This window comes from Bacillus sp. LQ16 (genome assembly GCF_057784645.1).
Map to the genome: position 1 here is coordinate 2,273,606 of NZ_CM173491.1, position 20,220 is coordinate 2,293,825.

The 20,220-nt window shown below is 34.2% G+C and carries 21 protein-coding genes; 16 read left to right on the forward strand and 5 right to left on the reverse strand.

Features of this window, described 5'->3' with window-relative positions; genetic code table 11:
- Window positions 1-161: 161 nt before the first annotated feature.
- A complete protein-coding gene (gene gerPF / locus AC3EMB_RS11470; RefSeq protein WP_001141569.1) occupies window positions 162-377 on the reverse strand; it encodes a spore germination protein GerPF in 216 nt (71 codons plus the stop codon).
- 207 nt (window positions 378-584) lie between these two features.
- Here gerPF and AC3EMB_RS11475 point away from each other — a divergent pair, with 207 nt between their 5' ends.
- The 5 genes from AC3EMB_RS11475 (at window position 585) to AC3EMB_RS11495 (ending at window position 3,343) form a co-directional block, all read left to right on the forward strand.
- Window positions 585-920, forward strand: a complete 336-nt coding sequence (locus AC3EMB_RS11475; protein ID WP_000651909.1) for a hypothetical protein — start codon at window positions 585-587, stop codon at window positions 918-920.
- A gap of 44 nt (window positions 921-964) precedes the next feature.
- Window positions 965-1,165, forward strand: a complete 201-nt coding sequence (locus AC3EMB_RS11480; protein WP_095690965.1) for a hypothetical protein — start codon at window positions 965-967, stop codon at window positions 1,163-1,165.
- A gap of 141 nt (window positions 1,166-1,306) precedes the next feature.
- Window positions 1,307-2,014: an SDR family oxidoreductase gene (locus AC3EMB_RS11485; protein WP_095690964.1), complete on the forward strand. Its 708-nt coding sequence runs from the start codon at window positions 1,307-1,309 to the stop codon at window positions 2,012-2,014.
- A 243-nt stretch (window positions 2,015-2,257) separates the two neighbouring features.
- Window positions 2,258-2,932 carry a DUF6944 family repetitive protein gene (locus AC3EMB_RS11490; protein WP_069355549.1) on the forward strand — a complete coding sequence of 225 codons (675 nt, stop codon included), beginning with the start codon at window positions 2,258-2,260 and terminating at the stop codon, window positions 2,930-2,932.
- A gap of 198 nt (window positions 2,933-3,130) precedes the next feature.
- Window positions 3,131-3,343 carry a YqaE/Pmp3 family membrane protein gene (locus AC3EMB_RS11495; RefSeq protein WP_000990219.1) on the forward strand — a complete coding sequence of 71 codons (213 nt, stop codon included), beginning with the start codon at window positions 3,131-3,133 and terminating at the stop codon, window positions 3,341-3,343.
- 64 nt (window positions 3,344-3,407) lie between these two features.
- Here AC3EMB_RS11495 and AC3EMB_RS11500 read toward each other — a convergent pair whose 3' ends face one another.
- A complete protein-coding gene (locus AC3EMB_RS11500) occupies window positions 3,408-3,617 on the reverse strand; it encodes a KTSC domain-containing protein (RefSeq protein ID WP_000977079.1) in 210 nt (69 codons plus the stop codon).
- A 466-nt stretch (window positions 3,618-4,083) separates the two neighbouring features.
- Here AC3EMB_RS11500 and AC3EMB_RS11505 point away from each other — a divergent pair, with 466 nt between their 5' ends.
- Window positions 4,084-6,582 carry a transglycosylase domain-containing protein gene (locus AC3EMB_RS11505; RefSeq protein WP_089170938.1) on the forward strand — a complete coding sequence of 833 codons (2,499 nt, stop codon included), beginning with the start codon at window positions 4,084-4,086 and terminating at the stop codon, window positions 6,580-6,582.
- Window positions 6,583-6,962: 380 nt separating this feature from the next.
- Here AC3EMB_RS11505 and AC3EMB_RS11510 read toward each other — a convergent pair whose 3' ends face one another.
- On the reverse strand, window positions 6,963-7,247 hold the full coding sequence (locus tag AC3EMB_RS11510; protein ID WP_063547175.1) for a hypothetical protein: 285 nt from the start codon (window positions 7,245-7,247) through the stop codon (window positions 6,963-6,965).
- A 235-nt stretch (window positions 7,248-7,482) separates the two neighbouring features.
- Between AC3EMB_RS11510 and AC3EMB_RS11515 the strand changes: the two genes are divergently transcribed.
- From AC3EMB_RS11515 to AC3EMB_RS11550, 8 genes are all read left to right on the forward strand, one after another.
- The gene (locus AC3EMB_RS11515; protein WP_095691566.1) at window positions 7,483-8,628 is read left to right on the forward strand and encodes an MFS transporter; all 1,146 of its coding nucleotides are present in this window, start codon (window positions 7,483-7,485) and stop codon (window positions 8,626-8,628) included.
- 15 nt (window positions 8,629-8,643) lie between these two features.
- Entirely contained in the window at window positions 8,644-8,934 is a 291-nt protein-coding gene (locus AC3EMB_RS11520) for a HesB/YadR/YfhF family protein (protein ID WP_001222842.1), read from the forward strand.
- Between the two features lie 395 nt (window positions 8,935-9,329).
- On the forward strand, window positions 9,330-10,451 hold the full coding sequence (mmgD, locus tag AC3EMB_RS11525; protein WP_001987369.1) for a citrate synthase: 1,122 nt from the start codon (window positions 9,330-9,332) through the stop codon (window positions 10,449-10,451).
- Between the two features lie 98 nt (window positions 10,452-10,549).
- Window positions 10,550-11,986, forward strand: a complete 1,437-nt coding sequence (prpD, locus tag AC3EMB_RS11530) for a 2-methylcitrate dehydratase (protein WP_098126135.1) — start codon at window positions 10,550-10,552, stop codon at window positions 11,984-11,986.
- 18 nt (window positions 11,987-12,004) lie between these two features.
- Window positions 12,005-12,913 (forward strand): methylisocitrate lyase, encoded by a 909-nt coding sequence (gene prpB, locus AC3EMB_RS11535; protein ID WP_000312640.1) that lies wholly within the window; start codon window positions 12,005-12,007, stop codon window positions 12,911-12,913.
- Window positions 12,914-13,065: 152 nt separating this feature from the next.
- Window positions 13,066-14,775 carry an acyl-CoA dehydrogenase family protein gene (locus AC3EMB_RS11540; protein ID WP_098126134.1) on the forward strand — a complete coding sequence of 570 codons (1,710 nt, stop codon included), beginning with the start codon at window positions 13,066-13,068 and terminating at the stop codon, window positions 14,773-14,775.
- 16 nt (window positions 14,776-14,791) lie between these two features.
- The gene (locus tag AC3EMB_RS11545; protein ID WP_098126133.1) at window positions 14,792-15,682 is read left to right on the forward strand and encodes an NAD(P)-dependent oxidoreductase; all 891 of its coding nucleotides are present in this window, start codon (window positions 14,792-14,794) and stop codon (window positions 15,680-15,682) included.
- A 36-nt stretch (window positions 15,683-15,718) separates the two neighbouring features.
- On the forward strand, window positions 15,719-17,179 hold the full coding sequence (locus AC3EMB_RS11550) for a CoA-acylating methylmalonate-semialdehyde dehydrogenase (protein ID WP_000633339.1): 1,461 nt from the start codon (window positions 15,719-15,721) through the stop codon (window positions 17,177-17,179).
- Between the two features lie 76 nt (window positions 17,180-17,255).
- On the opposite strand, the gene AC3EMB_RS11555 is transcribed toward AC3EMB_RS11550, so the two are convergent.
- Both AC3EMB_RS11555 and AC3EMB_RS11560 read right to left on the reverse strand, forming a co-directional pair.
- Window positions 17,256-17,888, reverse strand: a complete 633-nt coding sequence (locus AC3EMB_RS11555) for a LysE family translocator (RefSeq protein ID WP_000572360.1) — start codon at window positions 17,886-17,888, stop codon at window positions 17,256-17,258.
- Window positions 17,889-18,141: 253 nt separating this feature from the next.
- Window positions 18,142-19,197, reverse strand: a complete 1,056-nt coding sequence (locus tag AC3EMB_RS11560) for an enoyl-CoA hydratase/isomerase family protein (RefSeq protein ID WP_074047299.1) — start codon at window positions 19,195-19,197, stop codon at window positions 18,142-18,144.
- A 330-nt stretch (window positions 19,198-19,527) separates the two neighbouring features.
- Between AC3EMB_RS11560 and AC3EMB_RS11565 the strand changes: the two genes are divergently transcribed.
- Window positions 19,528-19,785, forward strand: a complete 258-nt coding sequence (locus AC3EMB_RS11565) for a hypothetical protein (protein WP_001119409.1) — start codon at window positions 19,528-19,530, stop codon at window positions 19,783-19,785.
- A gap of 184 nt (window positions 19,786-19,969) precedes the next feature.
- Window positions 19,970-20,209: a DUF2584 family protein gene (locus tag AC3EMB_RS11570; protein WP_000667344.1), complete on the forward strand. Its 240-nt coding sequence runs from the start codon at window positions 19,970-19,972 to the stop codon at window positions 20,207-20,209.
- The last annotated feature ends 11 nt before the right edge of the window (window positions 20,210-20,220 follow it).

The window sequence follows — 20,220 nt, forward strand, 5'->3', positions numbered from 1 at the left end:
GACAAATAATACAAGAAAAAGCAGCTAGCTTCGTGCTAGCTGCTGAGCCCCAGGGAAAGGGAGAAAAAGATAGGGTACTCCAAAATCAACAAGAGCTGTCAAACAGCCTGATTATAGTATAGACAAATTAAAATTTTCTATACAAAAAGTTGAACATAAGATTAGGCTGTACCCACTTGGTTTTGATCTGCAAGATCAGAATCAAATGTATTGGTCGCGCTAACACCGCTAAAAGTATTAACAACAAAACCAACGTTTGATGCGCCAGAACCATTATAAGCTTTCGTATTTTCTTTTGGAGAAACGTTGTAGAAATCACCTAAGTTAAATGAACCATTACTATTTTGTACAACTAAATTCCCTACAACTGATGGCATAATTTTCACCTGCTTTATAATAAGTTGTTAACATTACTATATGGAGTTATAGTCCAGATGGTTCATATAATAAAAATTGTGGAATAGTAAAACGTTTGGAGCATGGATTTCAATAAAAGTGTGTTAAAATTAATATAATAAAGTTGAGTAATTTTTTAAAAAAATTTGTATAATTGATATATACGAAAATTAAGGAGGCAAAATGTAATGAAAGATATTATGAAAAAAGTTGATTTAACAGATGCCAAATCAAGTAATCTTGTTGCACTAATTTATAGTAATGAAGTTATATTAGTTGAAGACGCATTTTGTCCAAATGAAATAAAATTAAAGTTTAATGAAATTGCAATTTTATCTGCAATTAAAACAGCTCATATTGCGAAAGTGTCTATTAGGAAAGAACTTGAAGCGCTTTTTCATGATACGGGTGTTATATTAGTGAAACAAAATGTTGATTATGGTAGTAGCCAATCTATTACCATGCATTTTGAGCAATTTAAAAAATTGCAATATGAGATTGAATATTTAAATAAAAGTATGTAATAAGGCAGCTAAATAAAGGTTCTATCATAAAGGTGGAATGTGTTGTGTTGAAAAAGTGGTTTGAAAATTATTTGGGTGAATCGCATTGTAAACATAAATATATTTTTATTAAGATGCAGGATAATGAGGATTTAAAAAAAGGTACATTAGGTGTAGTTTATATTTACCAGTGTGAGAAATGTGGAAAAGAGAAGTTGAAATGTAAAAACGATAATGAAATAAACAATGAATTTTTAGATATATAGCAAAAAGTAACCATGATGGTTACTTTTTTATTTATGTATGCAATATCAAAACCATTACTAAAGTATGAGTTGAGTTGATACTATAGTAAATGGCTGAATAAAAATGAAGAGAGTAAAATATAGGGAAGGAGGATGAGAGAAATGCAGAGAAAAGAAATTGGTAAATCTGTAATTATTACAGGTGTGACACAAGGGTTAGGACGTGCGATGGTTGATCGATTTCATGAATTAGGGTGGAACATATATGGTTGTGGACGTTCAAAAGATAAAATTGAGGAACTAAAAAAACAGTACAGTAAAATACATGATTTTCAAGTAATTGATGTTTCAGATTCTCAGCAAGTTAACAACTGGGCAAATTATATACTTAATAGACATACGGCTCCCGATATGATAATAAATAATGCATCGATTGTAAATCAAAATGCACAACTTTGGAAAATTACGGCTCAAGAATTCGAAAATGTAATGAATGTAAACGTGAATGGTGTAGTGAATGTAATAAGAGCGTTTGTTCCCGCAATGGTAGCTAGGAAAGAAGGAATTATCATTAATATGAGTTCTAGTTGGGGGAGAGAAGGTGAAGCTGAGCTTGCGCCATATTGTGCCTCGAAATTTGCAATTGAAGGTATCACTAAATCTATGGCACTGGAATTACCTCATGGCATGGCTGTAGTTGCTTTAGATCCTGGAGGGAGTATTAGTACTCCAATGCTGAAGTCATGTGCGCCACAATATATAAATGAATCACCTACACCTGAAACTTGGTCACATAAAGCAACTCAATATATATTGAATATAACAATAGATGAAAATGGAGATTCATTGACATGCCCAGCATGCATATAAAAAGCACCTTTAAGGTGCTTTTTATATTAGTAGCACATTATATCATTCACAAAATTACATTTGAAAAATAAAATAAAAGATTAAGGGTGGAATTTATTTATTCCGCTATTTGCCAATCAGTAAGACCCCCACCTCAAAATTCAGCGAAAGTAAAGAATTTAGGCGGGGGATGAAGAACACCCCATTGATTAAAGTTTTACTTTATTTTGAAGGGTTTAGAAAATATTTAAATAGGTGATAAAAATGAATCCAAGCGGTTTAAAAGTTACAGGGGCATGGTTTCAAGTAGGAGGGAACCTTACAGCTGCAATTGGAACGACAAGAGGATTTATTGGAGAAGAGAAAGTTGAATCGGATCTTGTTATTGTAGGAAGCTCATTACAAGCCCTCGGGTATATATTACAAATCATTGCGAGCAATTATGATGATGGGGAAGAAAAAAGAGAAAATCAAAATATAGGCTTAGAGAATCAAAGTAAATTACTTGATCAAATAGGAATTGAGCTATTAGCATTAGGGAATATATCAAATGTAATAGGAACATATTTTAATATAAATGAACAATCGAAAGAAAATGATTATCTTATTATTACAGGGAACAGTTTACAATCGATCGGTGCTTTTTTCGGAGTAGAAGCAGCTTTGATGGATATAAATGTGCTACAGAAAATAATTATATTAGGTAACTCCATGCAAAGTTTAGGTGCTGGATTACAAGCGTATCAAGGTGTTTCAAATGTATTGAAAGATGAGAGAGAAAATGAAGATAGTATTTTTGATAAGAAGGATGAGAGAATAATTGCACTCATTGGTATTTGGATACAAGCGATAGGAACGTTAATTTCTGCAATTGGAGTAACTGCAATAGAGGAAGAAAATAGGCTAGAAAACAATGAAAAGGTTGAAATACTTATATAAATAGAAGGAGATACATGAATTTTATAGGTACGTTAAGATTAAAATAGTAGTAGGTTTTTTTGCCTATAGATAGAATATATAAAGTAAGAGATGTTATATATACTTAATGAAAATTTATGTAACAACAACATCATAAGGTTTCTTTACGTATGTTTTGAAAAGGGATATATAAAATACAAAATAAGGAGTTTTCAAGGGATGATGTATTTATTAGCAATTTTTCTTCCACCTGTTGCTGTACTATTTTGTGGAAAACCAATTCAGGCAATAATAAATTTCATATTAACATTAATATTTTGGGTTCCAGGAGTTATACATGCAATTCTTGTAGTGCATGATAAAAAAGCTGATCGGCGTTTGAAAAAACAAATTCAAGCATATGATGAAATTAATAAGAGGAATCGAAGATAATTCATCTGTGAAATGTTTTTAAAAGAAAGGAGGATTAACCTCCTTTTTTTAGTGGGTGTTAAGTTTAAATTTTTGTGTGGCGGAAAGAATTTTTAATATAAGTTTTATGATAATAACTTTTAGATTGTGCATGTAATAGGCCAATATAAATACTTTCTGGTACATTAAAGAAATCGTACATACCGTTCTTTAATTGGATTCGCAAAATCATAGAAAAAGGATTATAGCCAACAGCAACTATATTTTTTGAAATCACGGGAGATAGCTTCATCATTACGCAACTCCTCACTTTTCATTTTTAATAATTTCTTGTATATGTTGAGGTTGTGATGTTGAAATCCTTATAATTTAAGAGGTATTATACTTATATGCAACATATTAAATGTTTGTTATACGTAATTATAAGGAAGTTCACACGAAGTACATATCGTTGTGCTATTTTTATTTCACCTTTGATTTATAAATAAGAAAATATTGACCATTTGAAAAAAAGGTATATTATTTATACGAGGTATTAAAAATTCACTTTTTACATTCTATGCTTAAAGGGGCAGCGTTATTAGGAAAAATAGAAGTGAAAATAGTTTGTATAAGAAGTATTCTAAAATTTATAATCTGTGAATTGGGAAAATATTGAATGCTCCAGGTCAATATACTTTCTTAATCAAATGCATTTTAGAAAGTGACCTCAATATTTTTAAGTAAATCAACGGGAGAATTGAAAGGCAGGAGAAAGTAACATGTCAGAAAATTATCGTTCTCGAGAGGAACGACGACAAGTTAAAAAGAAAAAACAACCAGCTTCTAAAACACAAAAACCAAAAGGTAAAACATCATTCTTTCGCAAGTTTTTAATTACTTGTTTATTACTTGGTATTGTTGGTTTAGTGGCGGGGGTTGCTACCTTTTTCGTAATGATTAAGGATGCACCAAAACTTGAGAAAGCAAAACTTGTTAATCCGTTATCCTCAAAAATTTATGATAAAAACGGGGATTTGGTATATGAATATGGAAAAGAAAAAAGGACGAATGTTACGTATGAGCAAATACCTAAATTAGTAGAAAATGCATTTTTAGCAACAGAAGATTCACGTTTTTATGAGCATAGCGGAGTAGATTTTAAAGGCACTGCGCGTGCTGTTCTAGTAAGTCTTAAGGGAGATTACGGTTCTCAAGGTGGAAGTACGATAACACAGCAAGTTATTAAAAACTACTTCTTATCAATGGACAAAACACCAAAGCGTAAGGCGCAAGAAATATATTTAGCTTATAAGCTAGAACAACAGTATTCAAAACATGAAATATTAGAGATGTACTTAAATAAAATTAACTTAGGAAACCGTTCATATGGGATCGCAACAGCAGCACAAAACTACTATGGTAAAGAATTGAAGGACTTAACATTACCAGAAGTTGCGATGCTGGCAGGTTTACCGAAAGCACCGAATAACTATGATCCAACGAAAAAAGAAAATGTTCAAAAAGCAACAGAAAGAAGAAATGTTGTTCTAAACTTAATGAATCGACATGGATATATAACAAAACAGGAAATGGAAGAAGCATCAAAAGTTGACGTAGAAAAGGGACTCAAGCCTGCAACTCAACTACAAACAATGCCATACCCTGCATTTATGGATGCAGTTGTGAAAGAAGTAGAAAAAGAATTGCCAGATGCTAATATTGGTTCTGATGGTTTAGAAATTTATACAACGTTAGATCCGAAAGCACAGAAACTTGCTGATAATATTTTAAATAATAATATCATTGATTATCCGAACGATAAATTCCAAGGTGCATTTACATTTATGGATACGAAAACAGGAGAAGTTCGTGCTATAGGTAGTGGCCGTGGAGAAAATAAAGCTGTATTTAAAGGGCATAATATGGCAATTGAATTAGATCGTGCAGCTGGTTCAACGATGAAGCCGATTTTCGACTACGCTCCTGCAATTGAATATTTAAAATGGGCTACGTACCATCAAATTGATGACTCTCCATTTAAGTATTCAACGGGACAAGAAGTACGAAATTCAGATAGAAGTCATATGGGCCCTATTACAATGCGTGTAGCATTAGAAAAGTCACGAAATATCCCAGCAATTAAGACTGCGAAAGAAGTTGGAATTAATAAATCAAAAGACTTCTCTGAGAAATTAGGCATTACATTTAATACGGCACCGACTGAATCAACAGCGATTGGTACAAATGAAGTATCACCAACTGAAATAGCGGGCGCTTATGCGGCATTTGGTAATGATGGTAAATATACGAAACCGCATTTTGTTAAGAAAGTCGTTTATCCAGATGGTAAGTCACAAAGTTTTGGACAAAAACCAAAACAAGTTATGACAGACTCTACCGCATATATGATTACAGATATGCTTCGTTCTGTAGTTACATCGGGTACTGGTACATCTGCAAATATAGCATCTTTAGATGTAGCTGGTAAAACGGGTACGACAAACTACTCATCAAAACAATTAGCTCAATATAAAATTCCAGAAAGTGCAACTCGTGATAGTTGGTTTGCTGGATATACACCGCAATATACGATGGCAGTATGGACGGGGTATATGAAAGATGGTAAAGACGAGTATATTAGTAGTAAAAATACGAAAATTGCACAGTTGATCTTTAAAGAAATGATGAGTGAAATGGCTACAGATAAATCACGCTTTAAAATGCCAAGTAGCGTTATTCAAGAAGGTAGTGAGCTACGTATAAAAGGTGAAAAACGTGATTCATCGCCAAATACTAGCGTACCGGATACAACGGAGCAACCAAAACAAGATCAACAGCAAAAAACTGAAGAAGAGAAAAAGCAAGAAGAATTAAAGAAACAAGAAGAACTGAAAAAACAAGAAGAGCAAAAGAAACAAGAGGAACTTAAGAAGCAAGAAGAACAAAAGAAACTAGAAGAGCAAAAGAAACAAGAAGAAGAAAAGAAACAAAATGAACAAAATAACGGAAATGGTCAAGGAACGACACCTCCAGCGAATAACGGAGGAGGCCAAGGAACGACACCTCCAGCAAATAACGGAGGAGGTCAAGGAACGACACCTCCAGCGAATAACGGAAATGGTCAAGGAACGACACCTCCAGCAAATAACGGAGGAGGCCAAGGAACGACACCTCCAGCGAATAATAATGGAGGTCAAGGAACTCCAACCCCACCTGCAACAGTACAACCAAATAATGGTGGAAATGCAGGAGAGGTTCCTGCCAATAATGGACAATAAGAAAAATTTATAGAAAAGTTTTCAAAAGAGCACTTAAGATTTGTAGGAATTTACAATCTTAAGTGCTTTTTTCATTTTGCTACAGAAAATGTAATGTTAAGGGCTGGATAGAAGAAAAAGAGTGAATTAACGTAAAGAGAGGAAAGTCTATTTGCAAAAGATGGTATGTGTTGGTTATCCCGCAAAGTGACTAACTGTGATGAATCATATAAAGTATTAAATAAGTAAAAATTATATTCAAATCTTTAATAAATATCTTTCTTTAGTTGGGAAAATAATTTAAAAAGTCGAATTTCTTATTTAGGAAATTCGACTTTTTATGTTGAAACTGGAGTGAAGTTAATCTTTATTGCAATGTAGGGGGAATACAGTGATGGCTATTAAATGTTAAACGTGCCATAAAAATTTTGAAAATAAATTGATGGGAAATGATAAAAGACTTGAGCCTGAGGTGGTGGAGCGTAGCTAGGGTGATAAAAGGTAGTGCTACTTGGATGGGCACCATGATGCCAAAATGAAGGGGTAGCTTGACCTGGTGATTGGTATTGTTGCCAAATTGCTGGAAGTTCAATGCCGACATCGGAACTTGCTGTATGAACGGCGGGGGCATGTATTTCGGGTATAGAAGGAACCGCGACAGTTACTCTTGATGATAATACCCACATAAAATAATCACTCCTAAGTTGTGATAATAAATTAGTATATTCTTTTCACACGTATAAAGGTACATATATAGGACTTTCGTTTAAAACATGCGTACAAAGTCTTAAGACTAATGTAAGCTGATGGTGGACTATTTAATATGAAAAGATACGTCTATTTACGGAGGGAAAAGAGATAAAAAAAATGTACAATGAGGGTGTTAATCGTAATATTTTACGAGTGTATGGAGGTATTTTTATGGAACGATTATGGACGAAATCATTTATTCAAATGACTTTCGCAATGTTATTTTTATTTACAGGATTTTATTTACTTGTTCCAACGCTCCCGCTCTTTATTAAAGAGATAGGTGGCAATGAATCGCAAGTTGGACTCATGATGGGAATGTTTACAATAGCTGCTGTTGTAATACGACCGATTATTGGAGGAATGTTAGATCAATATGGTAGAAGATCATTTATTATTTTTGGACTCATCTTTTTTGGCTTAACGATGTACTCCTATAATATAGCATCGACTATTATTCTTTTAGCTGTTTTACGTGTTATTCACGGAGTAACATGGGCTGTTTCTACAACAGCTGTTGGAACAGCAATAACGGATATTATTCCAGATTCACGCCGCGGTGAAGGTATGGGTTGGTACGGGATGGCGATGACAATTGCAATGGCGATCGGACCTATGATTGGATTATGGGTTGTGCAAAATTATTCATTTGATGGTCTATTTTTATTAGCGACGTTGTTATCTTTTATGGCAGTCGTATTATCATTAATAACGAAGATGCCATTTACGCCACAAAAAGAAAAAGGGAAAATTCAGCTATTTGAGAAATCCGTATTAACAATCACGATTGTAGTATTCTTTTTATCGTTTGCATATGGAGGAATAACAACCTTTTTACCGTTATTTGCATCATCAATTCATGTAAACCCGGGAACTTTCTTTCTTGTATATGCAATTGCATTAACAATTGTAAGACCAATTTCAGGGAAACTATTAGATAAGTATGGAGAAGTATTCATCATACTTCCAGCATTATGTATTACTATTTTAGCTATAGTTGTTTTAACTATTTCAAATGGTTTGATAGGTGTAATTATCGCAGCAACATTATACGGTATTGGATTTGGTTCAGCGCAGCCAGCTTTGCAAGCGGCAATGCTTACAATTGTCGACCCGAGTAAAAGAGGAGTTGCAAATGCTTCATTTTTTACAGCGTTTGATTTAGGAATCGGGTTAGGTGCTATTTTACTTGGAGTTGTTTCACAAATGTTTGGTTATCGTATTTTATTTTCAGGGAGTGCAATTTCAGCATTGATAGCTTTAATTATTTTCGTCTTCTTTGTAAAACAACGATTAGGAAAAAAAGAGTTTGCGTAAACTGGAGGAATAAAGATGAGAATTTCAATTGATCGTAAAGCTCTGCAATGGTTCCAGGAAGAATTACGTATAAAGCACGGTGAATCTGTACGTTTTACTGTAAGGTACGGAGGGGATAGTTCAATTCAGCCCGGATATTCTTTAGGGGTTGTTGCTGAGAAACCAGATGGGGAAATAGTGTCAGTTGAGAAGGAAGGTATTATATTTTTTGTAGATTCTGATGATCTTTGGTATTTTCAAAACTATGATTTATTTGTAAGTTATCATGAGGAAATGGAAGAAATTCAATTTAATTATGTAAAATAATAACTTTATTAAAAATGAATAAGTTTTATATAAAAATTATATTTAAGAGATAGTGAAATAAATATCATATAGTAACGAGCTGTATTTATGTACAGCTCGTTTTTTTTATTTCTCAAATAAAATTAGAATAATTGTATATTTGGCGGTGTTATATGAAAAATCTTTATATCTTGTTTTTGAAAATACGCAAAGAAGTCTATTCTTTCTTTATAAAATATAAGAATTATTTTCAAAAAATTGTATTGTTACAGTAAGAAAAGTGTAGGAAACTTATCATTATAAAATAAATTGAAATCTTCTAAAAACTCTGATACATTGAAATAGAAATGTAGTTTCACAATATTGTAAAGGCTTACAGTTATGTGCACGAAGATCTATTAGGATTGGAGGAAATAATGATGAAAGCTGAAGAAAAATTTTCCCCGGGATTAGATGGTATAGTGGCAGCGGAGACGAAAATCTCGTTTCTTGACACAGTAAAAGGTGAAATTGTAATTCAAGGGTATGACTTAATCGAACTCTCAAAAACAAAAGAGTATTTAGACATTGTGCACCTTTTATTGGAGGAACACCTACCGAATGAAGATGAAAAAGCAACACTTGAAAAGAAATTAAAAGAAGAATATGCAGTACCAGAAGGTGTATTCAACGTACTAAAGGCATTGCCTAAAGAGACGCATCCCATGGATGGATTACGTACAGGTGTGTCAGCGTTAGCTGGTTACGATAATGATATCGAAAACCGCTCGTTAGAAGTGAATAAAAGCCGAGGGTACAAGCTGTTAAGTAAAGTGCCAAACATTGTAGCGAATAGCTATCATATTTTAAATAATGAGGAGCCAATTGAACCTCTTAAAGAATTATCTTATAGTGCGAATTTCTTCTATATGTTAACTGGTAAAAAACCAACTGAACTTGAGGAAAAGATCTTTGATCGTTCCCTTGTTTTATATAGTGAGCATGAAATGCCAAACTCTACATTTACAGCTCGCGTTATTGCATCAACACAATCAGATTTATACGGTGCTTTAACAGGTGCAGTTGCATCTTTAAAAGGAAGTTTACATGGCGGTGCAAATGAAGCGGTTATGTACATGCTTTTAGAAGCTGGTAATGTTGAGAAATTTGAAGAGTTATTACAGAAGAAACTATATAACAAAGAAAAAATTATGGGCTTTGGACACCGTGTTTATATGAAGAAGATGGATCCAAGAGCACTTATGATGAAGGAAGCTTTAAAACAGTTATGTGATGTAAAAGGTGATTATACACTATATGAAATGTGTGAAGCTGGAGAAAAGATTATGGAAAAGGAAAAAGGAATTTATCCAAATCTTGATTATTATGCAGCTCCAGTATATTGGATGCTAGGTATTCCAATTCAACTTTACACACCTATCTTCTTTAGCTCTAGAACAGTGGGATTATGTGCGCACGTTATTGAGCAACATGCAAATAATCGTTTGTTCCGTCCGCGTGTAAATTATATTGGCGAGCGACATGTACTTAGTAAATAAGAACAACTGGGGAGTTGTTAGCACCGCCCGCCAGATGGGTGTTTGACCGACACCCATCATTAATAATAACGAATTTTCGACAGAAAGGGAAGGATAGCATGATTAAAACAAATGAAATTAAGCAAAAAGATGCATTATTAGAAGCGATTACGGATTATGTATTAAATAAAGAGGTTACTAGTGCAGAAGCATTCAGTACAGCTCGTTACGTATTACTTGATACACTTGGATGTGGAATTTTAGCATTACAATATCCAGAATGTACGAAATTACTAGGACCAGTTGTGCCAGGAACAGTCGTGCCAAATGGTACACGTGTACCAGGTACGTCTTATGTACTAGATCCAGTAAAAGGTGCATTTAATATCGGATGTATGATCCGTTGGTTAGACTATAACGATACTTGGCTTGCAGCAGAGTGGGGACATCCATCTGATAACCTAGGCGGAATTTTAGCGGTCGCAGATTATATTAGCCGTGTTCGTATTTCAGAAGGAAAAGAAGCTTTAAAAGTACGTGAAGTATTAGAAATGATGATTAAAGCACATGAAATTCAAGGCGTGCTGGCTTTAGAAAACAGCTTAAACAGAGTTGGTCTTGACCATGTATTATATGTAAAAGTAGCAACAACTGCAGTAGTTGCGAAAATGCTTGGCGGAACACGTGAAGAAATCTTTAATGCATTATCACATGCGTGGATTGATAATTCTAGTCTTCGTACATATCGTCATGCTCCAAATACGGGCTCACGTAAATCATGGGCTGCAGGTGACGCAACGAGCCGCGGTGTTCATCTTGCAATGACTGCTCTAAAAGGTGAAATGGGTTATCCAACAGCATTATCTGCGCCAGGATGGGGATTCCAAGATGTATTATTCAATAAACAAGAATTAAAATTAGCAAGACCACTAGAGTCATATGTAATGGAAAATGTATTATTTAAAGTGTCATATCCAGCAGAATTCCATGCACAAACAGCTGCAGAATGTGCAGTGAAGTTGCATCCGGAAATTAAAGAGAGATTGGATGAAATTGACCGCATTACAATTACAACTCATGAATCAGCAATTCGTATTATTGATAAAGAAGGTCCATTAAATAACCCAGCTGATCGTGATCATTGCTTACAATACATTACGGCAATTGGTTTATTAAAAGGAGATATCGTTGCAGATGATTATGAAGATGCAGTAGCAAACGATCCACGTGTAGACGAATTACGTAATAAGATGGTTGTTGTTGAAAACAAACAGTACAGTTTAGATTACCTTGACCCGAACAAGCGCTCAATCGCCAACGCTGTTCAAGTTCACTTTAAAGATGGCACAGTAACAGAAAATGTGGAATGTGAATATCCACTTGGTCACCGTTTCCGTAGAGACGAAGCAATTCCAAAAGTTGTTCAAAAATTCACTGCAAATATGGCAGGTCATTATTCTAGTAAGCAACAAGAACAAATTCATGAAGTTTGTTTAAATGAAGAAAAGCTAGAAAATATGAATGTAAATGAATTTGTAGATCTATTCTTAATTTAATAATAGGGGGAATTTAGAATGGCTTGGGTTGTGAAAAAGCAGTCAACACAAGAGGAGCTTGCGAATCGATTCCGAGCTTTAGTAGAAGCAAATGAAATTTTGCAAATTCCAGGTGCTCATGATGCAATGGCGGCTTTAGTTGCAAAAAATACAGGTTTTTCAGCTCTTTATTTATCAGGAGCTGCTTATACTGCAAGTAAAGGCTTACCAGATTTAGGTATCGTGACGTCTACTGAAGTGGCTGAGAGAGCAAGAGATTTAGTAAGAGCTACAGACTTACCTGTTCTTGTTGACATTGATACAGGATTTGGTGGTGTACTAAATGTAGCGAGAACAGCTGTAGAAATGGTGGAAGCGAAAGTAGCAGCTGTCCAAATTGAAGATCAGCAATTACCAAAAAAATGTGGACATTTAAATGGTAAGAAACTTGTTACTACAGAAGAATTGGTTCAAAAAATTAAAGCGATTAAAGAAGTTGCACCGAGCTTATACATTGTAGCACGTACTGATGCTCGCGGCGTTGAAGGATTAGATGAAGCAATTGAAAGAGCAAATGCATATGTAAAAGCAGGTGCAGATGCAATTTTCCCTGAAGCGCTTCAATCAGAGGAAGAATTCCGTCTATTTAATAGTAAGGTAAATGCACCTTTACTTGCGAATATGACTGAATTTGGAAAAACTCCATATTATAGTGCAGAGGAATTTGCAAATATGGGCTTCCAAATGGTTATTTATCCTGTAACTTCACTTCGCGTTGCAGCGAAAGCGTATGAAAATGTGTTTACTTTAATTAAAGAAACAGGTTCTCAAAAAGATGCACTTTCTAATATGCAAACGAGAAGTGAATTATACGAAACAATTTCATATCATGACTTTGAAGAGTTAGATACTGGTATTGCAAAAACAGTATTATCAGAAGATCAATAGATAAAGCAGCGAAGGCGATGAAAATACATCTTTGGCAAAATAAAATGCTTGATGTGAAAAATCATCGCCTTCTATTTTCAAAAAAGATATTCCACTCATCGTAGACGAGCATAAGCAAAAAGCTATGAAAGCCGAATGATAGGGGGATACATATGGAGAAAACGAAGTTACCATGGGATGAATTTTTTTCACTCAATAAAGATATAAATCATACTTACTTTACACCAGAAGATTTTTCAGGTGATGAAGATTTAATCGCAAAAACGACAGAACAATTCGTTAAACAAGAAATTGTTCCACAAATGGAGAATATTGAACAACATAACTATAAAGTTTCTCGTCAATTATTTGAGAAAGCTGGGGAACTTGGATTATTAGGCATTGAGGTACCAGAAGATTATGGCGGGTTCGAGTTAGGAAAGGCTGTCTCAGGTCTTGTAGCAGAGAAAATGGGTTACGCTGGTGCGTTTAGCGTTTCTTTTAATATACACGCTGGTGTCGGTACATTGCCTTACATATATTATGGAACGAAAGAACAGAAAGAAAAATATTTACCGAAAATCGCATCGGGAGAATGGATTGGTGCTTATGCTTTAACTGAGCCAAATGCTGGTTCGGATGCATTAAGTGCAAAAACAAGCGCCGTATTGAATGAAGAGGGAACAGCTTGGAAGTTAAATGGTGAGAAGCAATGGATTACAAATGCTCATATGGCAGATGTATACGTTGTTTTTGCGAAGACAAATAAAGGAATGACAGCGTTTATTGTCGAAAGAACATGTGAAGGTGTATCTATTGGATTAGAAGAAAAGAAAATGGGAATTAAAGGTTCTTCAACAGCGACTCTTATTTTAGAAGATGTTGTCATCCCTGCTGAAAATGTTTTAGGGGAAGTTGGGAAAGGGCATCACGTAGCCCTTAATATTCTTAACTTTGCTAGACTTAAACTTGCTTTTGGAAATATTGGAACAGCAAAACAAGCAATTGGTTTGTCGGTTCAATATGGAAAAGAGCGAAAACAGTTCCAAACGGAATTAGTAGACTTTACGATGATTCAAGAGAAAATTGCAAATATGATCATTGCTACATATGGAGCAGAAAGTGCAGCTTATCGTACAGCAGGTGTAATCGATGAAGCAATTCATGAGAGCGATGAAGATCTTATGAAGAAAATGTCCCAATTTGCAATTGAATGTGCACTAAATAAAGTAAATGCTTCTGAAACACTTGGTCACATCGTAGATGAAGCTGTACAAATTCATGGTGGTTACGGTTATATGCAAGAATACGAAGTAGAACGTTTATATCGTGATGCTAGAATTAGTCGTATTTTTGAAGGGACGAATGAAATTAATAGATTAACAGTTGCTAAAATGTTAATGAAGCAAGTGGAACAAATTGAAGATACTGAAGTAGAGATTGATGTAGAAAATGTCGAAAGAAACCATCGTTACATTTTATTAGCGAAAAAATTGTTGAAACAATCTTTGAAAACGCTCTCTAAAACTCCAGGTTTAAAAATTGATCAAGAGCAAGAATATTCACGTGTATTATCAAATATGTTAACGGATGTGTACGTCATGGAATCAGCATTTTTACGTACGAGTAAAGCAATTAGTAAAAATGGTGAAGGGAAAGAACGTACGAAACAAATGATAACTGACGTTATTTGTGAAGAAGGATATCGTAAAGTAGAAGAAGCGGCGATTTCTATACTTTCAGCGGCTGTTACAGAAGAACAAGATAGACACGTAATTTTAGCTGGAATTCGTCAATTATCAGTACCTTTATACACGAACGTATTTACGAAGAAGAGAGAAATTGCGAAAGCTATTATAAATCGCGGAAAGTATATTGTGTAAATAGGAGGAAAGCGATATGAAAAAGATTGGTTTTATCGGTTTAGGTAACATGGGTCTTCCGATGTCTAAAAATTTAGTTAAATCAAATTACACAGTATATGGTGTGGATTTAAATAAAGATGCTGAAGCTTCCTTTGAAAAAGAAGGAGGAATTATTGGCTTATCAATCTTAAAACTAGCAGAAACATGCGATGTAATTTTTACAAGTTTACCTTCACCTCGGGCTGTTGAAGCAGTATATTTTGGAGAAGAAGGATTATTTGAAAATAGTCACTCGAATATAGTTTTAATAGATACAAGTACTGTATCTCCACAGTTAAACAAACAGTTAGAGGAAGCTGCAAAGGAAAAGAAAGTAGACTTTTTAGCAGCACCTGTGAGCGGCGGTGTAATTGGAGCTGAAAACCGTACATTAACGTTTATGGTTGGTGGATCAAAAGAGGTATATGAGAAAGCGGAATCTATCATGACTGTACTAGGTGCGAACATTTTCCATGTTAGTGAGCAAATTGATAGTGGTACAACAGTTAAATTAATTAATAACCTATTAATTGGTTTTTATACAGCTGGTGTGAGTGAAGCCTTAACATTAGCGAAAAAGAACAATATGGATTTAGATAAAATGTTTGATATTTTAAATGTAAGTTATGGTCAGAGTAGAATTTATGAGCGCAATTATAAAAGTTTCATTGCATCAGAAAACTATGAGCCAGGTTTTACTGTGAATTTACTAAAGAAAGATTTGGGGTTTGCAGTAGATTTAGCGAAAGAAAGTGAACTTCACTTACCAGTAAGCGAAATGCTATTAAACGTATATGAAGAAGCAAGTGAAGCTGGGTATGGTGAAAACGATATGGCTGCTTTATATAAGAAAGTTAGTGAACAATTAATTTCTAATCACAAATAATAGACTTATAAACATCATAAAAAAGGAGAGAATACAATGATTACAACTGAAATTAAAAGAGTGAAAAATCACATTAACGGTGAGTGGGTTGAATCGACAGGTACGGAAGTAGAAGCAGTTCCAAATCCAGCGACTGGAAAAATTATCGCTTACGTTCCACTATCTCCAAAAGAGGATGTTGAAAAAGCTGTTGAAGCGGCAAAAGCAGCATTCGAAACATGGTCTAAAGTACCAGTTCCGAATCGTTCAAGAAATTTATATAAATATTTACAGCTATTACAAGAAAACAAAGATGAGCTTGCAAAAATCATTACGCTAGAAAATGGTAAGACGCTAACGGATGCAACAGGTGAAGTACAGCGTGGTATTGAAGCGGTAGAACTTGCAACATCGGCACCTAATTTAATGATGGGACAAGCGCTTCCGAATATTGCTAGCGGAATTGATGGATCAATTTGGCGCTACCCAATCGGAGTTGTTGCTGGTATTACACCGTTCAACTTCCCAATGATGATTCCATTATGGATGTTCCCACTTGCAATTGCTTGCGGTAATACATTCGTATTAAAAACATCGGAAAGAACGCCACTTTTAGCGGAGCGACTTGTAGAATTATTCTATGAAGCAGGTTTCCCAAAAGGCGTATTAAATTTAGTACAAGGCGGAAAAGATGTTGTAAATAGCATTTTAGAAAATAAAGATATTCAAGCTGTTTCGTTCGTTGGCTCTGAGCCGGTAGCTCGTTACGTATATGAAACAGGTACGAAACACGGAAAACGTGTACAAGCGTTAGCAGGTGCGAAAAACCATGCAATTGTAATGCCAGATTGCAATCTTGAGAAAACAGTACAAGGTGTAATTGGATCTGCATTTGCAAGTAGTGGAGAGCGCTGTATGGCATGCTCAGTAGTAGCAGTAGTGGATGAAATTGCTGATGAATTCATTGATGTATTAGTAGCAGAAACGAAAAAATTAAAAGTAGGCGATGGCTTTAACGAAGATAACTATGTTGGACCATTAATCCGTGAATCTCATAAAGAGCGCGTTTTAGGCTATATTAATAGCGGTGTAGCAGATGGGGCAACTTTATTAGTAGATGGCCGTAAAATTAATGAAGAAGTTGGAGAAGGTTACTTTGTAGGTGCGACAATCTTTGATGGCGTGAATCAAGAAATGAAAATTTGGCAAGATGAAATTTTTGCTCCAGTATTAAGCATTGTACGTGTTAAAGATTTAGAAGAAGGTATTAAACTAACAAATCAATCTAAATTTGCAAACGGTGCGGTTATTTATACGTCAAATGGTAAACATGCACAAACATTCCGTGATAACATCGATGCTGGTATGATCGGTGTAAATGTAAACGTTCCAGCACCAATGGCATTCTTCGCATTTGCAGGAAATAAAGCTTCATTCTTTGGTGATTTAGGTACAAATGGTACAGATGGCGTTCAATTCTATACACGTAAAAAAGTTGTAACTGAGCGCTGGTTTTAATATAGAGTAAACAGCTAAATCAGCTATTAAATGAAAACCACCACCACTATTAATAGTGGTGGTGGTTTTCATCTTGTTAATTATTTTTTTCAAAAGCTAGTTTAATACCAAATCCAATTAGGACGACTCCTGTTAGCCCTTGAATATAACGTTGCGTCTTTGGTTTTTTCATAAAAGCACTAATTTTATCAATTAAAAATATATAAAATGCAAACCAAATGACTGTTAAAACGAGGTAAGTAAGGCCCATTACAAGAAGTTGAATAAATGTATTATGATTTGGATTTAAAAATTGCGGTAAAAAAGTTAAAAAGAAGACTGCAACTTTAGGATTTAATAAATTTGTAAGAAATCCTTGGCGAAAGCAAGAAGTATGTTCGTTTTCATTATTCAAAGATAGATCATTTGTATCTAAGTTTTCTTTGTTTCTTACTGCTAAAAGGGCTTTAATACCGATATATATTAAATAGAGAGCCCCAACGTACTTGAAAATAGAAAATAAAAGAGCTGACTTTACAATAAGTGCAGAAAGACCAATTACAGCAGCTAAAGTATGAATTAATAGTGCAATACATGTACCAAACACTGTTTTCACTCCACCGACTTTACCAGCAACCAATGTGTTTTTCGTAGCCATTGCTGTATCTGGACCAGGTAAAATGATAAGGCAAATAGACATAATGATGAAAAGAAGATAATTTTCTATCATAGCCGCCCCTCCTTTTTATTTTTGGAATATTTGATTAAAATCAGTGTAGCACAAAAATGGATTTAATAAAATTAAATTTTATTAAAAATTATTAAATAAAAAAAGGCTATATAGTAGCTGTAATTTCACTACTATATAGCCTCGATTTTATCCCGCTATTTGCGAGTAGTAAGATTTCCACCGCACAAGATTTAGCTGAAGCAAAGAAGTTAGGTGGGGGATGAACAAAACACCCACTCATTACAGTTTCATTTTATGCATTAAGTAAATTAAAGAAACGATTCACATCTTCTTCTGAAACGTCACTTAACTGTTTATATTTATAATTCGGATTTTGATCTTTATCAACGACAACGGAGCGTACTCCTTCGAAGAAATCTTCATGTCTCATGAAGTTTTTAGCAAGTATAAGGTCCGTAGCGAAACATTCTTCAACGGATTTATCTTGTCCATCAATAAACTGTTTTAATGTTACTTTTAGTGAAATAGGTGATTTTGATAACAGTGTTTCTTTCGTTTTTAGAGCAAAGGAGCTTTCATCTTTCTCCAATGAATGGATGATTTCTTCAATTGTATCGTAAGCAAAATGTGAATTAATTACTTCTAATGAAGGAGTCAGCTCGCTTTCTAAGTTTGGAGCAGTTGCGAATGTACGAATAACTTCTTTTAAATTAGTATGTACATCATCTTCTTTATGCCAATTTACACTTTCAAGTTCAGTAAGAAACTCTGGTAATGAATCAGATGTCATAAAGTAATCAGCAGCATTAATAAATAATACGTCAGAAGCTTTTAAAATAGATGCTGTTAAAGCAACGAAGCGTCCTGTATATCCAGGTGCTTTATTTAAGAAATATGCAGCTCCGACGTCTGGGAAGAAGCCGATATTCATCTCTGGCATTGCCCATTTCGTACGTTCAGTTACAATGCGATACTTCGCACCATTTGTAAGACCGACACCACCGCCCATTACAATTCCATCTAAACAAGCAATAATCGGTTTTGTATATTGATAAATATATGTATCAATTTCATACTCTTCTTCAAAAAAACGTTCTGCATGTTGCAATGCCACTTCATTGGAACGCGCTTCATAAAGAGTTTTAATGTCGCCACCTGCACAAAAACCTTTTGTGCCAGCTCCTTTTAACACGATAAGTGCAATACGCTCATCGTGTTCCCACTCTTTAAGTTTTTGTCCGATAGGTTGTAACATGTCATAAGATAAAGAATTAAGTGCTTTTGGACGGTTTAAAGTAATTGTTGCAACGCCGTTTTCGCTAACAGAAAATAAAACGTGTTCAGTCATAATGCATCCTCCCTTACATATCTTCTTATTCTTAATTCTTGATATGTACTGAAATGTCCTTTATAAATTTTGTCAAAAGTTGACGGTAAATATTAATTTGGTCACCGCATATTTTGACGAGTTATCTTTGCAGGATTTCAGAGACTGAGGGGGAATATTACAACATTACTGTAAGTGTAATTATTTGAAGTTATAATGATAAAAGCGCTATTATATAGGTGTGAATTGTTCATTATCAATTCTAAAAAGAGTGTTTGAAGAAAAAATGAATCGTACAATTGTAATAAGAAATTTTGCACTGAATTAGAAATAGAGAAAGGAGAAATCGGAATGCCAGGACCTTTACTATTGTCGGTTATTATTTTGTCTTCTTTAATGATAGGGATAACGCAGTATTTTCATCATACAGATACGACAGAAGAAGTGAAGGATAAAGTACGTCTCGTATTTCCGATTTTTATAATATCTATTTCATTCTGTATTTTATTAAATAAAGATGGGTACATTGTCGCAGTGTTCTCATTTTTCGTCGCAATCGTTTTAATTACCGTTTTATATTATGTAATGAAAGACTTTATACAAAAATAAAGATGTCACAATAGGCATTTTTATTTTGGAGAAAATATAAAATTTCACATACCGTACTTTATATAAAATACATAAAACATATAACAATAGAAAAGTGTGTACTTTGCTGTGTATGTACTTGTCAATCTTGCATAGCCACTATACTATTAAAATGTAGAGATTATAAAAAGGGGTTGTATCTATCATGAAATTTGAGATGCACACAAAAATTATTTCAAATGAAAAAGAAGTAAGATTACATATTGAAGAAAATATATTTCAATTAATATTGGATGGTTATCACTTATTTACAATTCAAGAAATATTGCCTTTATATAAATCAAATGAAGAAAGAATTGGAAGTGCAACGATATTGAAGCTAGAGTGGGAGAACGGAAAAACTACAATAAACTATCAACTCGTTTCACTAAAATCAGTAAATTAAAAGGAGTAGAA

Bases quoted from the DNA above. Each gene is read 5' to 3' on its own strand.
- gerPF (WP_001141569.1), bottom strand. From the start codon at position 377: ATGCCATCAGTTGTAGGGAATTTAGTTGTACAAAATAGTAATGGTTCA.
- AC3EMB_RS11475 (WP_000651909.1), top strand. From the start codon at position 585: ATGAAAGATATTATGAAAAAAGTTGATTTAACAGATGCCAAATCAAGT.
- AC3EMB_RS11485 (WP_095690964.1), top strand. From the start codon at position 1,307: ATGCAGAGAAAAGAAATTGGTAAATCTGTAATTATTACAGGTGTGACA.
- AC3EMB_RS11490 (WP_069355549.1), top strand. From the start codon at position 2,258: ATGAATCCAAGCGGTTTAAAAGTTACAGGGGCATGGTTTCAAGTAGGA.
- AC3EMB_RS11495 (WP_000990219.1), top strand. From the start codon at position 3,131: ATGATGTATTTATTAGCAATTTTTCTTCCACCTGTTGCTGTACTATTT.
- AC3EMB_RS11500 (WP_000977079.1), bottom strand. From the start codon at position 3,617: ATGATGAAGCTATCTCCCGTGATTTCAAAAAATATAGTTGCTGTTGGC.
- AC3EMB_RS11505 (WP_089170938.1), top strand. From the start codon at position 4,084: ATGTCAGAAAATTATCGTTCTCGAGAGGAACGACGACAAGTTAAAAAG.
- AC3EMB_RS11510 (WP_063547175.1), bottom strand. From the start codon at position 7,247: ATGTGGGTATTATCATCAAGAGTAACTGTCGCGGTTCCTTCTATACCC.
- AC3EMB_RS11515 (WP_095691566.1), top strand. From the start codon at position 7,483: ATGGAACGATTATGGACGAAATCATTTATTCAAATGACTTTCGCAATG.
- AC3EMB_RS11520 (WP_001222842.1), top strand. From the start codon at position 8,644: ATGAGAATTTCAATTGATCGTAAAGCTCTGCAATGGTTCCAGGAAGAA.
- mmgD (WP_001987369.1), top strand. From the start codon at position 9,330: ATGATGAAAGCTGAAGAAAAATTTTCCCCGGGATTAGATGGTATAGTG.
- prpD (WP_098126135.1), top strand. From the start codon at position 10,550: ATGATTAAAACAAATGAAATTAAGCAAAAAGATGCATTATTAGAAGCG.
- prpB (WP_000312640.1), top strand. From the start codon at position 12,005: ATGGCTTGGGTTGTGAAAAAGCAGTCAACACAAGAGGAGCTTGCGAAT.
- AC3EMB_RS11540 (WP_098126134.1), top strand. From the start codon at position 13,066: ATGGAGAAAACGAAGTTACCATGGGATGAATTTTTTTCACTCAATAAA.
- AC3EMB_RS11545 (WP_098126133.1), top strand. From the start codon at position 14,792: ATGAAAAAGATTGGTTTTATCGGTTTAGGTAACATGGGTCTTCCGATG.
- AC3EMB_RS11550 (WP_000633339.1), top strand. From the start codon at position 15,719: ATGATTACAACTGAAATTAAAAGAGTGAAAAATCACATTAACGGTGAG.
- AC3EMB_RS11555 (WP_000572360.1), bottom strand. From the start codon at position 17,888: ATGATAGAAAATTATCTTCTTTTCATCATTATGTCTATTTGCCTTATC.
- AC3EMB_RS11560 (WP_074047299.1), bottom strand. From the start codon at position 19,197: ATGACTGAACACGTTTTATTTTCTGTTAGCGAAAACGGCGTTGCAACA.
- AC3EMB_RS11565 (WP_001119409.1), top strand. From the start codon at position 19,528: ATGCCAGGACCTTTACTATTGTCGGTTATTATTTTGTCTTCTTTAATG.
- AC3EMB_RS11570 (WP_000667344.1), top strand. From the start codon at position 19,970: ATGAAATTTGAGATGCACACAAAAATTATTTCAAATGAAAAAGAAGTA.